This window comes from Rhizobium etli 8C-3 (genome assembly GCF_001908375.1).
GTDB classification, from domain to species: Bacteria; Pseudomonadota; Alphaproteobacteria; order Rhizobiales; family Rhizobiaceae; genus Rhizobium; species Rhizobium etli_B.
The window spans coordinates 275664-294006 of sequence record NZ_CP017243.1 but is presented as its reverse complement, the minus strand read 5'-3'; the positions used below and the strand labels follow the sequence as shown (position 1 = coordinate 294006).

12 protein-coding genes and 4 pseudogenes are annotated in these 18343 nt (G+C 58.1%); 14 read left to right on the top strand and 2 right to left on the bottom strand.

What is annotated here, in order from left to right:
* Positions 1-141 precede the first annotated feature (141 nt).
* The 11 genes and pseudogenes from AM571_RS23940 (at position 142) to AM571_RS23885 (ending at position 11999) form a co-directional block, all read left to right on the top strand.
* Positions 142-830: pseudogene (locus AM571_RS23940) on the top strand (transposase).
* A gap of 33 nt (positions 831-863) precedes the next feature.
* Positions 864-1538: pseudogene (locus AM571_RS23935) on the top strand (IS3 family transposase); the annotation flags it as partial.
* A 418-nt stretch (positions 1539-1956) separates the two neighbouring features.
* Positions 1957-2850 (top strand): nitrogenase iron protein, encoded by an 894-nt coding sequence (gene nifH, locus AM571_RS23930; RefSeq protein ID WP_004675840.1) that lies wholly within the window; start codon positions 1957-1959, stop codon positions 2848-2850.
* A gap of 107 nt (positions 2851-2957) precedes the next feature.
* Entirely contained in the window at positions 2958-4460 is a 1503-nt protein-coding gene (nifD, locus tag AM571_RS23925) for a nitrogenase molybdenum-iron protein alpha chain (RefSeq protein ID WP_018247185.1), read from the top strand.
* A gap of 123 nt (positions 4461-4583) precedes the next feature.
* The gene (nifK, locus tag AM571_RS23920) at positions 4584-6125 is read left to right on the top strand and encodes a nitrogenase molybdenum-iron protein subunit beta (RefSeq protein WP_018247184.1); all 1542 of its coding nucleotides are present in this window, start codon (positions 4584-4586) and stop codon (positions 6123-6125) included.
* Between the two features lie 58 nt (positions 6126-6183).
* Positions 6184-7674, top strand: a complete 1491-nt coding sequence (gene nifE / locus AM571_RS23915) for a nitrogenase iron-molybdenum cofactor biosynthesis protein NifE (protein ID WP_018247183.1) — start codon at positions 6184-6186, stop codon at positions 7672-7674.
* Between the two features lie 9 nt (positions 7675-7683).
* Positions 7684-9039 (top strand): nitrogenase iron-molybdenum cofactor biosynthesis protein NifN, encoded by a 1356-nt coding sequence (gene nifN / locus AM571_RS23910; protein ID WP_004672660.1) that lies wholly within the window; start codon positions 7684-7686, stop codon positions 9037-9039.
* On the top strand, positions 9036-9530 hold the full coding sequence (gene nifX / locus AM571_RS23905) for a nitrogen fixation protein NifX (protein WP_018247182.1): 495 nt from the start codon (positions 9036-9038) through the stop codon (positions 9528-9530). The genes nifN and nifX overlap by 4 nt, the downstream gene beginning before the upstream one ends.
* A 3-nt stretch (positions 9531-9533) precedes the next feature.
* A complete protein-coding gene (locus AM571_RS23900; RefSeq protein WP_009991126.1) occupies positions 9534-10022 on the top strand; it encodes a NifX-associated nitrogen fixation protein in 489 nt (162 codons plus the stop codon).
* A 665-nt stretch (positions 10023-10687) separates the two neighbouring features.
* Positions 10688-10840 (top strand): IS66 family transposase zinc-finger binding domain-containing protein, encoded by a 153-nt coding sequence (locus AM571_RS38250; protein WP_196411598.1) that lies wholly within the window; start codon positions 10688-10690, stop codon positions 10838-10840.
* A gap of 226 nt (positions 10841-11066) precedes the next feature.
* A complete protein-coding gene (locus AM571_RS23885; RefSeq protein ID WP_004675922.1) occupies positions 11067-11999 on the top strand; it encodes a cation diffusion facilitator family transporter in 933 nt (310 codons plus the stop codon).
* Between the two features lie 607 nt (positions 12000-12606).
* Here the strand turns inward: AM571_RS23885 and AM571_RS23880 are convergent.
* The gene (locus AM571_RS23880; RefSeq protein ID WP_004675921.1) at positions 12607-13335 is read right to left on the bottom strand and encodes a carbonic anhydrase; all 729 of its coding nucleotides are present in this window, start codon (positions 13333-13335) and stop codon (positions 12607-12609) included.
* Between the two features lie 653 nt (positions 13336-13988).
* On the opposite strand from AM571_RS23880, the pseudogene AM571_RS23875 reads away from it, so the two are divergent.
* Both AM571_RS23875 and AM571_RS23870 read left to right on the top strand, forming a co-directional pair.
* Positions 13989-14141: pseudogene (locus tag AM571_RS23875) on the top strand (biotin/lipoyl-containing protein); the annotation flags it as partial.
* A gap of 173 nt (positions 14142-14314) precedes the next feature.
* Positions 14315-15736 (top strand): annotated as a pseudogene (locus AM571_RS23870) (ISNCY-like element ISRel10 family transposase).
* Positions 15737-15742: 6 nt separating this feature from the next.
* On the opposite strand, the gene AM571_RS23860 reads toward AM571_RS23870, so the two are convergent.
* Complete coding sequence (locus AM571_RS23860; protein ID WP_004675918.1) at positions 15743-16480, bottom strand: hypothetical protein; 738 nt, start codon at positions 16478-16480, stop codon at positions 15743-15745.
* Between the two features lie 311 nt (positions 16481-16791).
* Between AM571_RS23860 and AM571_RS23855 the strand changes: the two genes are divergently transcribed.
* On the top strand, positions 16792-18162 hold the full coding sequence (locus tag AM571_RS23855) for an ISNCY family transposase (RefSeq protein WP_004675917.1): 1371 nt from the start codon (positions 16792-16794) through the stop codon (positions 18160-18162).
* Positions 18163-18343: the final 181 nt, after the last annotated feature.

The following is an 18343-nucleotide window of genomic DNA, read 5'->3' as shown; positions in this document are numbered from 1 at the left end:
GCAGAATACACCAAGTGGTAATGCCCGGTATATTTGATAATCCGCCCTCCGCCGAAATTGCCTAAGAGCCCGATTTAAAAGAAGTTGAGCGATAACAGGCAGTTGTGATTCCCTATTGGTGCTAAATCAAATGGGGTTTCGATGAGCTGGACTGCTATCGCTCGCCGTGAGCATAACCGAGACGTGCTTCGTTTTCCAAGTGATTTGAAGGACCTGGAATGGGCGTTGATCAAACCGCTGATCCCGCCAGCGCGTCGTGGCGGGCGGCGTCGGACGACGAATATGCGCTCGGTCGTGGAGGCGATCCTCTATATCGCCTCGAGCGGCTGCCAATGGCGCATGCTGCCGGGCGATTTTCCGCCGGTTTCGACAGTGCGCGGTTATTTTTATGCTTGGCGCGCGATCGGACTGTGGCAGAGCATCAACCAGCTTCTGGTGATGGCGGCGCGGGAAATCGAGGGACGGGAGGCGCAACCGACGGCAGGGATTATCGACAGCCAAAGCGTAGCGACGGCGCACCCCATGTCCTCAAGGCGATCCGCCGCCGTTTTCCGTGGCTGCGCCACATCTTCGCCGATGGTGGCTACGCCGGAGCCAAGTTGAGGCGAGCAATGTGCGGCCATGGTGACTGGACGATCGAAATGGTCAAGCGTTCGGATCACGCCAAGGGCTTCGTCGTCCTGCCCAAGAGATGGGTGGTGGAAAGAACTTTCGCCTGGCTTGGACGCTGCCGCCGTCTCGCCAAGGATTGGGAGAAATCGATCGAAAGCGCAACCGCATGGGCGCAAATCGCTTCAATCAGAATGCTCACAAGGCGCATCGCAAGATAACGGATATACGAATGAACTTTTGAATCGGGCTCTGAGACGCGGGTGCGCTACGGCTATCGTCGCGTGCATGTGCTTTTGGAACGCGAGGGTTGGGGCACCAACATCAAGCGAACCTACCGCATTTACAGGGACTTGGGGCTACAGTTGCGGAACAAGACACCGAAGCGGAGGGTAAAAGCCCAGCTTCGCGAGGATCGGCACATGGCCGTCGGACCCAACGACGTCTGGGCGATGGACTTCGTTCACGACCAACTCGCAACGGGTAAGAAACTGCGCGTGCTGACGGTGGTCGACACCTTTTCGCGCTACGTGCCGGTGCTTGATCCACGTCATAGCTATAGAGGCGAAGACGTTGTGCAAACCCTTGAACGGGTGTGCCAAAAAGCCGGCTATCCGAAAACGATCCGTGTCGACCAAGGGACCGAGTTCGTGTCGCGCGACTTGGACCTGTGGGCCTATTCCAAGGGCGTGACGTTGGACTTCTCACGCCCCGGCAAGCCGACTGGTAATGCTTTCATCGAAGCGTTCAATGGCCGCTTCCGTGCAGAATGCCTGAACCAGCATTGGTTCCTGACCCTTGCGGATGCCCGCGAAAAGATGGAGGATTGGCGTAGATACTACAATGAGGAAAGACCTCATGGTGCGATCGGCAACAAGGCGCCGATCTCGTTGGTGAATTCGGGAGGCGCAACCAGCCCGCCTCCCTGAATAAGCCGGAAAACTCTAGCATCCGGTGGTCCAACGTTTGGGAGCGGTTCAAGACCGCCGAGGCTCTAATCGCCGTCAGCGGCAGGTCAGGATCGAAAGCTTCAACATTTTTCGATTGGGAGCTGGGTGCGATTGTCTCCAGTTTTCGGATCCGTTGTCCTGCTGATAGTCGCGGTCGACCTAGCGGTGCAAGTGATGCCATCACGACACCGTCTGTCGGCTTTGTCTGATCGGCGACATTAGGTTTGTTTGGCAGTTTCCTGTGGTGGTTCGGAGTAACTTTCTGAAACCCAACAAAAAGATCTTTCCTTTGGCTCGATCGGCCCACATGGCACGGGTTTTGAAGATTGCCATGCGAGGCGGCGCGAGCTGCCGGCCTTTTACTCAGCGATGGATGGAACGAAAGAAGGAAGGCGATATGTCAGATTTGCGTCAAATCGCATTTTACGGCAAAGGGGGGATCGGCAAGTCCACCACCTCCCAAAATACGCTCGCAGCGCTTGTCGACCTCGGGCAGAAGATCCTGATCGTCGGATGCGACCCGAAAGCCGACTCCACCCGGCTGATCCTGAACGCCAAAGCGCAGGACACGGTTCTGCATCTGGCAGCGCAGGAAGGTTCGGTGGAAGACCTTGAGCTCGAGGACGTGCTCAAGGCCGGCTACAAAGGCATCAAGTGCGTGGAGTCCGGCGGTCCGGAACCGGGCGTCGGCTGCGCCGGGCGCGGCGTCATCACCTCGATCAATTTCCTTGAAGAGAACGGTGCATATGACGATGTCGACTACGTCTCCTATGACGTGCTCGGCGATGTGGTGTGCGGTGGCTTTGCGATGCCGATCCGTGAGAACAAGGCCCAGGAGATCTACATCGTGATGTCCGGCGAGATGATGGCGCTCTATGCCGCCAACAACATCGCCAAGGGCATCCTGAAATATGCCCATTCCGGCGGCGTGCGGCTCGGCGGCCTGATCTGTAACGAGCGCCAGACGGACCGCGAGCTCGACCTCTCCGAGGCGCTGGCTGCCAGGCTCAATTCCAAGCTCATCCACTTTGTGCCGCGTGACAACATCGTCCAGCACGCCGAGCTCAGGAAGATGACGGTGATCCAGTACGCGCCGGACTCCAAGCAGGCCGGGGAATATCGGGCGCTAGCCGAGAAGATCCATGCCAATTCGGGCCAAGGGACCATTCCGACCCCGATTACCATGGAAGAGCTCGAAGACATGCTGCTCGACTTCGGCATCATGAAGAGCGACGAGCAGATGCTGGCCGAACTACAGGCCAAGGAGTCAGCGGTGGTTGCGGCTCAATAACTGCCGCTGTCGACAGGACGCGCTGGCCCTTGCGCCAGCGCGTCCTTCCAAGAAAGCCGCTTCGGCGACGACGACCTAACCCGAACCTTGAAAGGGGGCAGGGGCCCATGAGCCTTGATTACGAGAATGACAGCGTTTTGCATGAACAGCTCATTGCGGAAGTATTAGCGCAATATCCAGACAAGGCGGCGAAGCGCCGCAAGAAGCACCTCAGCGTCGCAACGAGCGGCGACGAGCCTGGCGATGAGCCGAAGGCCCTTTCCGAATGCGACGTCAAATCGAACATCAAGTCCATTCCGGGCGTGATGACGATCCGCGGCTGCGCCTATGCCGGTTCCAAAGGCGTGGTATGGGGGCCGGTCAAGGACATGGTCCACATCTCGCACGGGCCGGTCGGTTGCGGTCATTATTCCTGGTCGCAACGCCGCAACTACTACGTCGGCCTGACGGGCATCGACACGTTCGTGACGCTGCAGTTCACCTCAGACTTCCAGGAAAAGGACATCGTGTTCGGCGGCGACAAGAAGCTTGAACAGGTCATCGACGAGATCGAGGAGCTTTTCCCCCTCAACAACGGCATCAGCGTGCAGTCGGAATGCCCGATCGGGCTGATTGGCGACGACATTGAGGCGGTGTCGCGCAAGAAGGCCAAGGAGCACGAAAAGACGATCGTGCCGGTGCGCTGCGAGGGCTTCCGCGGCGTCTCGCAATCGCTCGGCCACCACATCGCCAACGACGCCATCCGTGACTGGGTTTTCGACAAGAACGAAGTCGAGTTTGAGACCGGCCCTTACGATGTCAACGTCGTCGGCGACTACAATATCGGTGGCGACGCGTGGGCTACGCGCATTCTATTGGAGGAGGTGGGGCTGCGCGTGGTCGGCAACTGGTCGGGTGATGCCACGCTCGCTGAGGTCGAGCGCGCGCCAAAGGCCAAGCTGAACCTCATCCACTGCTACCGCTCGATGAACTACATCTGTCGGCACATGGAGGAAAAATACGGCATCCCGTGGATGGAATACAATTTCTTTGGTCCGTCCCAGATCGAAACCTCCCTGCGCGAAATAGCCAAGCACTTCGGTCCGGAAATCGTCGACAAGACCGAGGCTGTCATCACCAAGTACCGGCCCCTGGTCGATGCTGTCGTCGACAAGTACCGGCCGCGCCTCGAAGGCAAGACGGTGATGCTCTATGTCGGCGGCCTGCGTCCTCGCCACGTCATCACGGCCTATGAGGACCTCGGCATGCGGATCGTCGGCACCGGCTACGAGTTCGCCCACAACGACGACTATCAGCGCACCGGCCATTATGTGAACAAGGGTACGCTGATCTATGACGACGTGACCGGTTACGAGCTGGAAAAGTTCATCGAAGGCATCCGCCCCGACCTTGTTGGGTCCGGCATTAAAGAGAAGTATCCGGTGCAGAAGATGGGCATCCCCTTCCGCCAGATGCACTCCTGGGATTATTCCGGCCCGTATCACGGCTATGACGGCTTCGCCATATTCGCCCGCGACATGGATCTGGCCATCAATAATCCGGTGTGGGATCTCTACAACGTCCCCTGGAAAAAAGAGGCCGCGCCAGCTGAGGCGGTTGCGGCCGAATGAGAGCCTGGCCTGTCTTGGGAAGGGGCAGGCCAGGCTCTTCCCATCGGACTTGATCCGCACTCGTGACAGATGACATCCCATTGCCGCCACCGGTGCGGCGCGATGAAAAGAAAGGTGCTTACTATGCCGCAGTCGGCGGAAAAAGTTCTCGACCATGCTCCCCTGTTCCGCGAGCCGGAATACAGGCAGATGCTCGCCGAGAAGAAAGCCAATTTCGAATGCCCCCACCCGGATCAGGTCGTTGCCGATCAAAACGACTTCACGAAGACCTGGGAGTATCGCGAAAAGAACCTGGGCCGCGAAGCCCTGGTCGTGAACCCGGCCAAAGCCTGCCAGCCGCTCGGTGCCGTCTTCGCAGCCGCAGGCTTTGAGCAAACGATGTCCTTCGTCCATGGCAGCCAGGGCTGCGTCGCTTATTACCGTTCGCATCTGTCGCGTCACTTCAAGGAGCCTTCATCAGCGGTCTCGTCCTCGATGACGGAGGACGCGGCAGTGTTCGGCGGGTTGAAGAACATGGTCGACGGGCTCGCCAATACATACAAGCTCTACGATCCGAAGATGATCGCCGTCTCGACCACCTGCATGGCCGAAGTCATTGGAGACGACCTCCACGGCTTCATCGAAAACGCAAAGAACGAAGGGTCGGTCCCGCACGACTTCGATGTTCCTTTCGCCCACACGCCTGCCTTCGTCGGCAGCCACGTCGATGGCTATGACGGCATGATCAAGGGCATTCTGGAGAACTTCTGGAAAGGCAACGAGCGGAAGGAGGTTGCTCAAGCCATCAACATCATTCCCGGCTTCGACGGCTTCTGCGTCGGCAACAACCGCGAACTGAAGCGCCTGCTCGACATGATGGGCGTATCCTACATCTTCATCCAGGATGCCTCCGACCAGTTCGACACGCCGTCTGACGGTACGTACCGCATGTATGACGGCGGCACGAAGATCGAGGACTTGAAAACGGCGTTGAATGCCGAAGCGACCCTGTCGCTGCAGCACTATAACACGCGCAAAACGCTGGAATATTGCAAGGAGGTCGGTCAGGTTACGGCTTCGTTCCATTATCCGCTGGGTGTTCAGGCGACCGACGAATTCCTGATGAAGGTCTCGGAGATTACCGGCAAGGAAATTCCTCCGACAATCGGCCTGGAACGCGGCCGTCTCGTCGACGCTATGGCAGATAGCCAAGCCTGGCTGCACGGGAAGAAATACGCGATCTACGGCGATCCTGACTTCGTCTACGCCGTTGCCCGGTTCGTCTTGGAAACCGGCGGTGAGCCGACCCACTGCCTTGCTACCAACGGCACGTCGGCCTGGGAAGCCGAGATGAAGGCGTTGCTCGCATCCTCGCCCTTCGGCAAGGATGCCCAGGTCTGGGCGGGCAAGGACCTGTGGGCGTTGCGCTCGCTGCTCTTTACCGAGCCGGTTGATCTTATGATCGGCAATTCCTATGGCAAGTATCTCGAGCGCGACACCGGCACCCCATTGATCCGGCTGACCTTTCCGATATTCGACCGGCACCATCACCACCGTTTCCCGCTCATGGGCTACCAAGGCGGCCTGCGCGTCCTGACGACGATCCTCGACAAGATCTTCGACAAGCTCGATCGCGAGACGAGCGAGCCGGGTGTGACGGACTATTCTTACGACCTGACCCGCTAGGAGCGGCGGCGGTCGGCCTTGTGAGGCCGGCCGCCTTCATCTGAACTTGGAGACCGCAATGCCCTTGCTCAATGCTAAAGTCCAGGATGTCTTTGACGAGCCTGCCTGCGAGAAGAACCGCAGCAAGGATTCCAAGGCGCGCAAAAACGGCTGTTCGAAGCCGCTGATCCCCGGGGCGGCAGCCGGCGGATGCGCTTTCGATGGCGCCAAGATCGTGCTGCAGCCGATCACCGACGTCGCGCACCTGATCCATGGGCCTCTCGGCTGTGAGGGCAATTCCTGGGACAACCGCGGATCGGCTTCCTCAGGTCCAACGCTCTGGCGCACCAGTTTCACGACCGACCTCACTGAAACCGAAGTGGTGATGGGGCACGGCGAGCGGAAACTTTTTAAAGCAATCCGCGAGATCAAGGAGGCCTATGCTCCACCGGCGATTTTCGTCTATTCGACCTGTGTGACAGCATTGATCGGCGACGACATCGAGGCCGTCTGCAAGCGGGCCGCGGAAAAATTCGGCCTTCCGGTGGTGCCGGTCAACGCACCGGGCTTTGCCGGCTCCAAGAACCTTGGCAATAAGCTCGCCGGTGAAGCGTTGCTCGATCATGTGATCGGCAGCGTAGAGCCGAACGACGTGACCGCCTACGACATCAATATCATTGGTGAGTTCAACCTATCCGGCGAGTTTTGGCTGGTAAAGCCGCTTCTTGACCGGCTGGGGATCAGAGTAAGGGCCTGCATTCCAGGAGACGCCCGATATCTTGACATTGCTTCTGCGCATCGCGCCAAGGCGTCCATGTTGGTGTGCTCGACAGCACTCATCAACCTCGCCCGCAAAATGGAGGAGCTGTGGGATATCCCGTTCTTCGAAGGCTCCTTTTACGGAATTACCGACACCTCGGAAGCACTCAGACAGATCGCCAAGCTGCTCGTGATGCAGGGGGCGGATCCCGAAATCCTCGAGCGCACCGAGGCATTGATCGCGGAGGAGGAGGCGATTGCCTGGATGAAACTCGCAGCATATCGACCAAGGCTTGAAGGCAAGCGCGTGTTGCTCAACACCGGCGGCGTCAAGTCCTGGTCGGTTGTCCATGCGCTGATGGAGGTGGGCATCGAGATCGTGGGCACCTCGGTCAAGAAATCCACGCCTGAAGACAAGGAACGTATCAAGCAACTCCTGAAAGACGAAAACCACCTGTTCGAGTCAATGGCGCCGCGCGAGCTTTATAACATGCTCGCCGACGGTAAAGCCGACATCATGTTGTCTGGCGGGCGCACGCAATTCATCGCGCTGAAGGCCAAGACACCTTGGCTCGATATCAACCAGGAACGCCACCACCCCTATGCCGGCTATGACGGCATGGTGGAGCTCGTTCGCCAGATCGATCTTGCTATTCACAATCCGATCTGGATGGAGGTGCGGGAGCCGGCACCGTGGGAATGCCAGCATGCGGTGGAAGAAGAACTGACGAATACCAAGAGCGAGAACGAGACTGGGTACGTCTTGCAAAACTTTGTCGGCGCGGTCGCCGGCAGCTTCTGCAAGCGTTGAGGAAAGCCGATGGTTCAAGTCTTTCCCCAGACCAAATCAGCTGCGGTCAATCCGCTGAAATCGTCGCAGCCGCTCGGCGCCGCGCTCGCCTTTCTTGGCGTCGAGCGTGCCGTGCCGCTGTTCCACGGCAGCCAGGGCTGCACCAGCTTGGCGCTGGTACTTTTAGTCCGGCACTTTAAGGAAGCCATTCCCTTGCAGACAACGGCATTGGACGCAGTGGCGACCATTCTTGGCGGCGCAGGCAATCTGGAAGAGGCGATCCTAAATCTCAAGAGGCGCGCAAAACCCAAGCTGATCGGAATTTGCACGACAGCCCTGGTGGAAACCCGCGGCGAAGATTTCGCAGGCGATCTCGCCAACATCAAGCGGGATCGTGCCGATGAGCTCGCGGGTACGGAGGTTGTGCTGGCGAATACCCCGGATTTCGAGGGAGCGATCGAAGAGGGATGGGCGAAGGCCGTCATCTCTATGGTCGAGCGCATCACCACTCCAGGCGAGCAGAGCCGCCACCAAAAGAAGATTGCGATCCTACCAGGATGGCATCTGACAGTCGCTGACATCGAGCTTCTGCGCGAAACGGTCGAAAGCTTCGGTCTGAAGCCGGTGATCCTGCCGGACATTTCCGGCTCTCTCGACGGCACGGTGCCCGGCGATCGTTGGGTTCCGACCACCTATGGCGGTACTCCCGTCGACGAGATACAAGAGCTTGGCACGGCGGCGCAATGTATCGCGATCGGCGAGCATATGCGCCGCCCCGCAGAGCTACTGCGGACCCGGACGGGAGTCCCTTACGCATTGTTCCAGTCGCTGACAGGATTGAAACGAGCCGACCGGTTCGTCTCGTTTCTTTCTGAGATTTCTGGTGCGCCGGTGCCAGCAAACATCCGCCGTCGCCGAGCACAGCTGCAGGACGCCCTGCTCGACGGACATTTCCATTTCGGAGGCAAGAAGATCGCAATTGCTGTGGAGCCGGACCAGCTCTACCAATTCGCTACCTTCTTCACCGGCATGGGCGCCGAAATCGCGGCAGCGGTCACCACGACCGGCACCTCAAAAATACTCGCGGAAATGCCGGCCGAATCGCTCCAGGTCGGTGATCTTGGCGATCTCGAAGAACTTGCCGTCGGCGCTGATCTTCTCGTCACGCATTCGCATGGACGACAAGCGGCGGAGCGCCTTGGGATTCCGCTCATGCGGGTGGGCTTCCCGATATTCGACCGACTCGGCAGCCAGCATAAGCTCACAAGTCTCTATCAGGGAACGCGCGACCTGATCTTCGATGTTTCCAACATCTTCCAGGCCAATCAGCGCGCGCCGTGTCCTGGATCGCTTGATCCCTCCCGCAAAGGAGAACTGCCTAGATGATCGCCGCTCGTCGCCTTTCCCTCGTCCCTGACGGGGTTCACTCGTCAGCTCCAAAACGGAAGGCTGGCGCGTTGCGCGTCGCAATCGCCACTCAAGATATGAAATCTCTCGACGCCCATTTCGGATCGGCAAAACGTTTCGTCGTCTATGATGTGAGTCTCGACGACTGGAAACTGGTGGAAGTCCTGGACTTCGAAGACGTTTCCGACCAGAGCGGAAAGCATCGGAACGAGGACGTCGATCGTATTAACCCGAAGGTGAAGGCGTTGGAAGGTTGTCACTTATTGTTCTGTCTGGCGATCGGTGGGCCATCGGCAGCCCGAGTTGTTTCGGCCAAAATCCACCCAATTAAAGTATCCGATCCTCAACTGATCGAAGATGTTTTGTCGCGAACTCGGGCGATGCTCAGGACTACTCCGCCACCCTGGTTACGCAAGGTGCTAACCGAAGCAGGCGCCATTGAAAAGAAGCCTTTCGATGAGGAGGACTAGGACATGGGTACATTGACAGGAAGTACGAATGGCCCTGCTGTCAACGAAGATGGGGATCTCGCCACCCCTTTTCTCAGATGCCTGATAAGGCTCATCCGCGCTCAGGATGCCCATGGGGCGTGGGAAGGCAAATCGGACACTGACCTGCTGGCCGACTTCATCCTCACCAAGGAGCAGCGCCGTAAGATCCCGATCATAGGCGATCCGGATCCTGATGTGCTGTGGAGGCTACAGAATTTTTACAGTTGCGTGGGGCTTGTGATCGAAGAGTGCACAGGCCTGTTGGCATCGCCGATCATGACGATCGGCCATGAGGGCTTCGGCCGCTTGCTTTTGACGACTGGACGGTTGGTCGTTCTGTCGAAGACCCTGCGCGATGTCCACCGGTTCGGCTTTGAGACGCTAGGCAAGCTCGCCGAGACCGGCACGAAAATGGTCGATGACGCTATTGAAGTTATCGAAACCTATCCCGACGTGGCGCGGGCATCATGACATCAATTTTCGAGGAAAGAGATCATGTCAGACATTGTGGAGCAGCTGAAGAAGGTCCGCAAGCTGCAGTCCCGCGCCGCCGCTGCCAAAATCTCAGCATTTGCAATGGCCAGAACGAGAGTTCGATGGTGAGCTCACTGGCATGATCATGGCTCTCAACCACGCGGCGGTTGCCGCCTGAAGAACTGCCAGACTCTCGTTGCCGCAGACGACATTGCTGCGCAATCTCGCGAACAAATCAGGAGAACGGTGTTGCGTTTCACAATCTTTTGCGGCCTCCTGCTGCTCGTCGTCTGGGCGAAGGCACTAACGAGTTACTTCGTCTGGCATTCCATCCACGAAGTCATCGTTGCAATGGTGGCTAGTTTGTTGCTTCTTCAGTGGGCGTATATCGCAAGCCTGCTCTTTTCCATCTGGCAATCCAGCCGTAATTACAGGAGTCGCCAAAGGGCTAGACGATCCGATCATCGCTAGACTAGAACGTGGTGTCAGCCACAGCCTATCATGAGGGCGAAAACCTCGGCGTTCTTTGGAACGCCTCTCATCAAATCAGATCCAACCATGAGTCAACGGAATTCGAACCTGCCGGATGACGTGGATGCGTCGAGAGCCCTATCGCCGCGCAAGCTCTGCAACCTCGGCCGTGCCATGATGACGTGTAACAGGTGGCCTGCTCATGCCCTATCTGTGGTGGCTCCGACTTCATTCGCGGCGGCGAGACCGTCAGCGAAGTGCTGGACTATGTTCATGCGTCCTTCCGTGTCGTGCATCATGTCCAGCCCCGCTTTACCTGCAAAGCAAAATTGGCCCTTGTTTAGATAGTCGAGGCCGCACTGCCAGAACACAGCGAGGCGATTTTGTCTTGTGGCCAGGTATGTGAAAGACGCTCATGCGAGCCAGCAGCACTGGACAGGAGAGGTCAGCATTTGAATTTAAAAAGGTACCTTGATCCAAAAGTGGATGTGCTCGCTTCAGTAGCTGAATTGGATGGTCTGTACCGCGTCCAGAGGACCATAAAGAAACGTAAGTTATAAGGCTGAGCCTATGAATTTCATGAGAACGGAGCAGGGGCTTCTCTGCGTTTCAATTGCCGTTACCATCCTCCTTGCCTGCATCGGCATTTTGTTCGGGATCATTTCAGGTTCGTTCGCAATCATATTCGATGGTGTCTACGCATTGACGGACGCTGCTATGACTGTCGTAGCTCTGCTTGTTACAAAGCTCATCGCGTCATCCGAAGCGCCCTCCAGCAAAGGAAAACTTATCGAGCATTTCACGATGGGGTTCTGGCATCTTGAGCCCATAGTCTTGGCTCTCAACGGCATTCTCATAACCGGGTCGGCTGTTTACGCACTTGTCAACGCAATCGGCAGCATTTTGCATGGGGGACGTCCGCTCAACTTTAGTCAAGCAATCGTCTACGCCGTCGTAACACTCGGTGTGACAGCCACCATGGGGGTTATTGGTGATCGAGCTAATCGTAAGATCAAATCTGATTTCGTTGCCCTGGATACGAAAGCTTGGCTGATGTCCGCCGGGCTAACGATCGGGTTACTCGTCGCGTTTGCCATCGGATATTTCATTCAGGGGTCTTCTTACGAATGGATCTCGCCGTTTATTGACCCGGTCGCGCTGGCATTAATCTGCATTGTGATCATTCCCATTCCGGCGGGCACGGTTCGGCGAGCGCTCGCCGACATACTGCTTGTTACGCCATTAGATCTCAAACAACAAGTTGACGCGGTCGCCAAAACAATCATCGAACGACATGGATTCATATCCCACCGGGCTTATGTGGCCCGGGTCGGCCGAGGCCGGCAAATCGAGCTACATTTCGTTGTCTCAGAGGACCTCCCGGCGAGGAAATTGCAGGAATGGGATAAGATCCGTGACGAAATCGGGCTCGCGATTGGTAACGAGGGTCCGAGTCGTCGGCTCACCATCGCCTTTACAACCGATCCTGAGTGGGCGGATTAGGATTTTGAACCGAATTTGGAGCCCTGTATCGCAGGCATTCCATAACGGGCGTGATCCTCGAACCGGATGCATAGCTCGGCGTTTTTTCCAGCCACCATGCGTCAATTTCACGGTTCGTACCAATCTTCGATCAATGCGGCCAGTTTCGATGCCGTAGTTTTCCGTTATGCCTCCAGGCGCGATACTCGATTCAGCGAATAGGGTTGGCTGAACCCAGATCGCGCCTTTGCGTTCAAGCTCCACAGGCGGTTTCGCCGTCTTGATCTTGTTGAGATCCTGCCGGAGGCCGATTGTCTCGCGTTCTTTGAAACGAGCGACGCCTATGTCCTTGTACTGGCTCAGGAGGGCGCGGCCCAGCTGCCCAGGTTCCGATAGATGTCATCGCACAGCTGTCGGACCTGTCGATTGAGCTCACCAAGTTGCGCAGGCGTATGGTCGGAAATTTCCAGAAGAGCGTCGCCCAGGCAGCCAGCTCGCGACCTCAGCTCCGGCCCGCGTAACCCGCCGGGTGATGCTGCGGGCGGCAAGGGTCATCAGCGACTATGGTTCCGCGAACGCGACGAGGCGCCCGCGGATAGCCGTCGGCAACATGAAGTCGCCTCGTAGGTCAGACCTTGTGCAGAAAATCGACCACGCCGGTATCGAGATCATAATAGGCGGGCACGATCTTCACCTTGCCTTCCTCGACCAGGCGAGAAACAATCGCACTTTCGGTGAGGATGCGCTCGGCGCCGTTGAAGGCATTGGCATGGACGGTGTTGTCGACAAAATTGTCGCCGCGATCGGTCTCCGCCAAAGCCACGGGCAGGATCGGCTGGGTCATCTTGCCGATTGAGCCATCGAGCTTGGTGCCCTTGGACACGACCTCGCAGGCGGCGGAGACCGCCCCGCAACGCTTGTGGCCCATGACGACGATCAGCGGCGCATGCAGATGTTCGGTGCCATATTCGATCGTGCCGAGCACATCGGTGTCGACCACGTTTCCGGCATTGCGGGCGACGAAGAGTTCGCCGAGCGTCACGCCGCCGAATACAAGTTCCGGCACGACACGGCTGTCGGAACAGGTCAGCACGATCGCCCAAGGTGCCTGGCTCTTGGCGACGTCCTGCCGGCGCTTGGAAATATTGGCGGCGCAGGCTTCCGTGTCGGCGACGAATTTCTTGTTGCCTTCCTGGAGTTTTGCCAGTGCTTCATCCGGCAGAAGGGCGGGAGCGTTCGAGGCGAATGCCGGCATGGTCATGTCAAAGCCTGCAGTCATGACGGCCACGCCTCCGATGCCGGCAAATTTCAGCAGGGAGCGACGGCTGAGTGGGGAGGAATTGCATTCAAAGCACATGGTATCGGTCCTTTTGCAATATCCGGGATGGCTGCGGAGAAATGGCACCTGCTCCAAGTCATGTCCGGCAATTCTCCGGGAATCGGAGAATGGCCGATTGGTTATGCCTTGATATAGCACTCATCAAGCGGAATTTTGACGCATCGGAGGAGCTAAGCCAATACTGGAGTATTGCCCCGGCCGTACGGTAGATCAACCCGGCCCTGACGGGTTCTGGCGAGGGATGCTCATGCGCGGCATATTGGGTTGCAAGGGACCCTTTGGGCGCTGCCTTCTGCTTCTTTAGTGGCTCCGCTGCCGCCGGCGGGATCGCATTCATTAACTCACTCGGGAACCTAGGAGCATTTGTGGGGCCGTTCGTTATAGGGTATCTCCGTAGTCAGCCCGGAGGTTTTTCCACAGGCCTATACGCTTTGGCAATCATGGGCCTAGCCGCGACAGTCATGTTGATTTTCCTCCTGCGCCTCCTGCGCCTCCTGCGCCAAACTCGATAGAAACAACCAGATGTTCTTGTGTTTGTTGTCACGTGAGCCGAGCCGGTTAGGTGCACAACGAGATGCGGCTCGGGTCCGCGAGGAACCAACAGCAAGAGCTCGCAAAATTCCTCAGCGTCACCGGCCGCCGTCTTCGCACCCAAGGCCGAACCCGGCAATGCCGACGATGTGCTGGTGTCGACCGAAGCGATGAAGGTGGAAACGGCAATTCACGCCGAGGAGAACGGCACGATCGCCGAAGTTCTCGTCAAAGCCGGCGACCAGATCGATGCCAAGGACCTGCTTGTAACTATCGCGGCCGGTTCAGCGTAAAGTTCCATAACCTGCATTATGCTATTTGGTGTTGTAGAGGCTATTTAGTAATGCGACAGTTGGGCCAGTTAGAGATGCGACAATCTCGCCTCTCGACGACTGGTCAATGCCAATGTCGGGAGCAAGGATGACGACCTTCAGCCTGGTCGAGACCATGAGCGGTCGGAGTCGTCATGTCCTTTATGATCACTATGTCGCAGAAAGAATTGCATCGCCTCGAACTCATCCAGAAGATCCGTGACGAACGCCTGAGCGTTGTGCAGGCCGCCGAACGGCTCGACCTCAGTCGAAGTCAGGTCCATCGGCTGCTGCAGGCCTATGACCGGGATGGTCCGGCCGGGCTTGTTTCCAAGAAGCGATCGCGACCGAGCAACCGGCGCCATAGCGAGGAGTTTCGCAATGCGGCGCTGAATCTGATCCGTGAACGCTATCTGGATTTCGGTCCGACGCTGGCGCGTGAGAAGCTGATCGAGCTGCACCGGATCTCGGTCGCCAAGGAGACCCTGCGGCAATGGATGACCGAGGCCGGCATCTGGGTCTCGCGTCGGGAACGCAAGAAGCGGGTTTTCCAGCCACGCGGCCGACGTGATTGCTTTGGCGAACTGGTACAGATCGATGGCTCGCATCACTGGTGGTTCGAGAACCGTGGGCCCAAATGCGCCCTGCTCGTCTATATCGACGACGCCACCGGCAAGCTGCTGCATCTACGGTTTGCCGGCTCGGAGAACACCTTCGACTATCTGCACGCGACCAAGGCCTATCTGCAGCAATGGGGCAAACCGCTGGCCTTCTACAGTGACAAGCACGGCGTCTTTCGTTCGACCCATGCGTCGGAGAAGGACCGGACGAGCGGCCTGACACAATTCGGCCGCGCGCTTTATGAGCTGAACATCGACATCATCTGTGCCAATACCCCGCAGGCCAAAGGCCGCGTCGAACGTGCGAACCAGACACTGCAGGATCGGCTGGTCAAGGAAATGCGGCTGCGCGGCATGGACACGATCGAGGAAGCCAACGCCTATGCGCCTGAGTTCATTGCGGATTTCAACGCGCGTTTTGGCAAACAGCCGCGTAATCCGAAGGACATGCACCGGCCGTTGGCCGACCACTAGAACCTCGATGGCGCCATGTGCCGCAAGGAAGTTCGCACGCTGTCGCAGGCTTTGACGCTGCGCTATGACAAGGTGCTGTTCATCCTTGATCCGACAGATCTTTCCAGGTCCCTGGCGGGTAAGAAGGTCGTCGTTTGCGACTATCCGGACGGGCGCCTCGAGATCATGCACGAGAGCTTTGCCCTGCCCTACCGAACCTTTGACACGTTACGCTCCGTGCATCGCGCCGAGGTCGTCGATAACAAGCGGTTGGACGACATGCTGTCTGTTGTCGCCGAGCTGCAGGCTGGGCGGGAGCAGCAGCGCAGCAAGGGCGGACCACGGCGAACTGGGCAGACGGACCATATGTTCGGCATTCGCGATGGCAGCACGGGGAACGGCTACCAGAAGCGTGGACGCAAGCCGAGAACGGATTACATGAACGATCCGGCGGTGATCGCACGGCGGGAGAAAGCGTTATTGAGGCAGCCGGCTGCGGAATAAAGGGCGTCAATGCACGCCGATATCGCTTTGCGTATCTGACTCCAATTGCAGGCAGGCGGACCAAAGCGGCGTCTTGTGGAAGGCTCCGTCTTGAAGAAGCGTGAGCCCTTCTCGTGCCTCATAAAGCAGGCCCAGCCAGCACAGGCGCCGCAGGACGCCATATTGGAGATCGAATTTGAGCTCCCAGGCTTCCAGGGTCATTTCGGTGGCGGACAGAGGTGCCGTGTCTGGATAGAGGATCTTCACGACGTCCAAAGGCGTACAGCCTTCTCTCGCCTTGATATTGAGAAGATTGAGGAACATGCGCCACCAGCGTAGGCGCGCTTGCACCTCAGCTTCCCGCTCGGTGGCATGGACATACGAGTAGAGATAGTCTGTGGCCACGAGATCGAAGAAGGCTTGCGGGTTCACCAGAAACTCCCGGCCGCGTCTGGTTGGCAGCAGCACATCCTTTTTCCGGCGAAGCAGCTTCAGATGGCGGGTCATGTCCCGCACGACCCAGAGCGGCGGCATGTCGCTTTCGTTCAGCACTTTGTTCATGCTGTAGAGGTCTTCGGCTGTGAAGTCGGGCCACAGGAAGTTCACAGCGGCCCAATGTACGAATTTGCGGTTCATAGCACCGGTCGCGGTCAATCCTATGCCACCCTCACCGTCAGCATAGGCAACGGACAGAAGCATGCCGCGAAGAAGAGGTGACAGCGCGGCGACATCGACGTCACCCTGCAGCTTGATTTCCGGAAGCATCGTGCAGCTTTGATCCCTACCCGCTCAATTCAGATAAAAGCGAGTATCAGCCGGCGACTGAACAATTGCTATTGAGAAAGCTAAAGCCGAAGAGGTGTTCTTTCACCCGCCCCCGCTCCGCCCTTTCAACCCGGCCCAGCCGGTCGGATCGGGGGCTGATCATCGGTGCCAGTGTCGCGTTTCTAACTGGCCGACAGCGTCGCAGCCCTATTCGGCTTTGACAACTACTGTAGCCGCAAAGTTGAAGTGTCCTGTTTCTGCAAAGTTGGAATGTCACACTCCCCGCGTTTTTCTGACGTGGGAGATTGCAGATGGGATTGGTAGCGATGAGCGAGCGTGATCTGCAGCGGATCGAGGTTTTGTCGAAGGTGATCGCCGGCCGAATGACGATGGTGTCGGCGGCACATGTGCTTGATCTGAGCGAGCGCCAGGTGCGACGCCTGTTGGATCGCATCCGCACGACCGGCGCAGCCTCGATCCGCCACACGGCGATCGGCCGACCGTCGAACAACCGGATCAGCGACGGTGTTCGGGATTATGCGGTGACGCTGGTTCGTGAACGTTATGCGGATTTCGGTCCAACGCTGGCGGCCGAGAAGCTTGCCGAGCGCGATGGATTGCGAGTGTCGCGCGAGACGTTGCGCGGCTGGATGACGCAGGCCGGATTGTGGCTGTCACGCAAGCAGCGGCGGACGTTTCATCAGCCGCGGCTGCGGCGCGAAGCCTATGGCGAGCTGGTGCAGATCGACGGGTCCGAGCATCGCTGGTTCGAGGATCGTGGAGATCCGTGCTCGCTCCTGGTGTTTGTCGACGATGCGACTGGCCGATTGATGCAGTTGCGGTTCGTGCGCTCGGAAAGCGCCTTCAGCTATTTCGACGCACTTGAGCTTTATCTGAAGCAGCACGGGGCGCCGATCGCCTTTTATTCCGACAAGCACTCGGTCTTCCGGGTGACGAAGAAGGAGGCCAAGGGTGGTCAGGGCATGACCCAGTTCGGACGGGCACTCTCGGAGCTAAACATCGAGATTCTCTGTGCAACCAGCCAGGCCAAAGGCCGTGTCGAGCGGATGAACCGGACGCTGCAGGATCGTCTGGTCAAGGAATTGCGACTGGCAGGCATCGACACCATGGAGGCAGGCAATGCGTTTTTGCCTGGCTTCATGGTGGACTACAATGGGCGGTTTGCGATTGTCCCTGCCCGATCCGATGACCTGCACCGGCCGGTAAATCTTGCACCGGATCGGTTGAAGGAGATCCTGTGCAAACGCGAGCAGCGCTATGTCGGATCGCAGCTGACGTTTTCGTTCGAGCGTAAGCGGATCATGCTGGAGGAGACCGACGTGACGCGCGGATTGGCCGGCCGCTATGTCGAGACCTATGCCTATGCCGACGGCCGCCTCGATGTACGATGGAAGGGACATTCCCTGCCCTACAAAACCTTCGACAAAGACCAGCGGGTGACGCATGCGGCGATCACCGAGAACAAACGGCTCGGCGACGTTCTGACTTATATCAAGGAGCGCCAGGACCAGCAGTCGAAGCCGGTGGTGATGACCAACAGCGAGAAGAACGGCTATGTGCGACGGGCTCACGGTCCGGGACGGCGGAAGGATTTCATGAACGATCCGGCAGTGATCGAACGCCGCAAAGCAGCGCTGGCAAAGCTTGACGCTGCGGAGTGAGGCGTCAATCGCATCGTCTCAAAGCTAAAGCCGAAGAGGTACTCCCTCACCCGCCCCCGCTCCGCCCTTTCAACCCGGCCCAGCCGGTCGGATCGGGGCTGATCATCAGAGCCAGCGTCGCGTTTCTAACTGGCTGACAATGTCGCCCCTCTAATCAGCTTTGACAGCAATTGTAACCGCA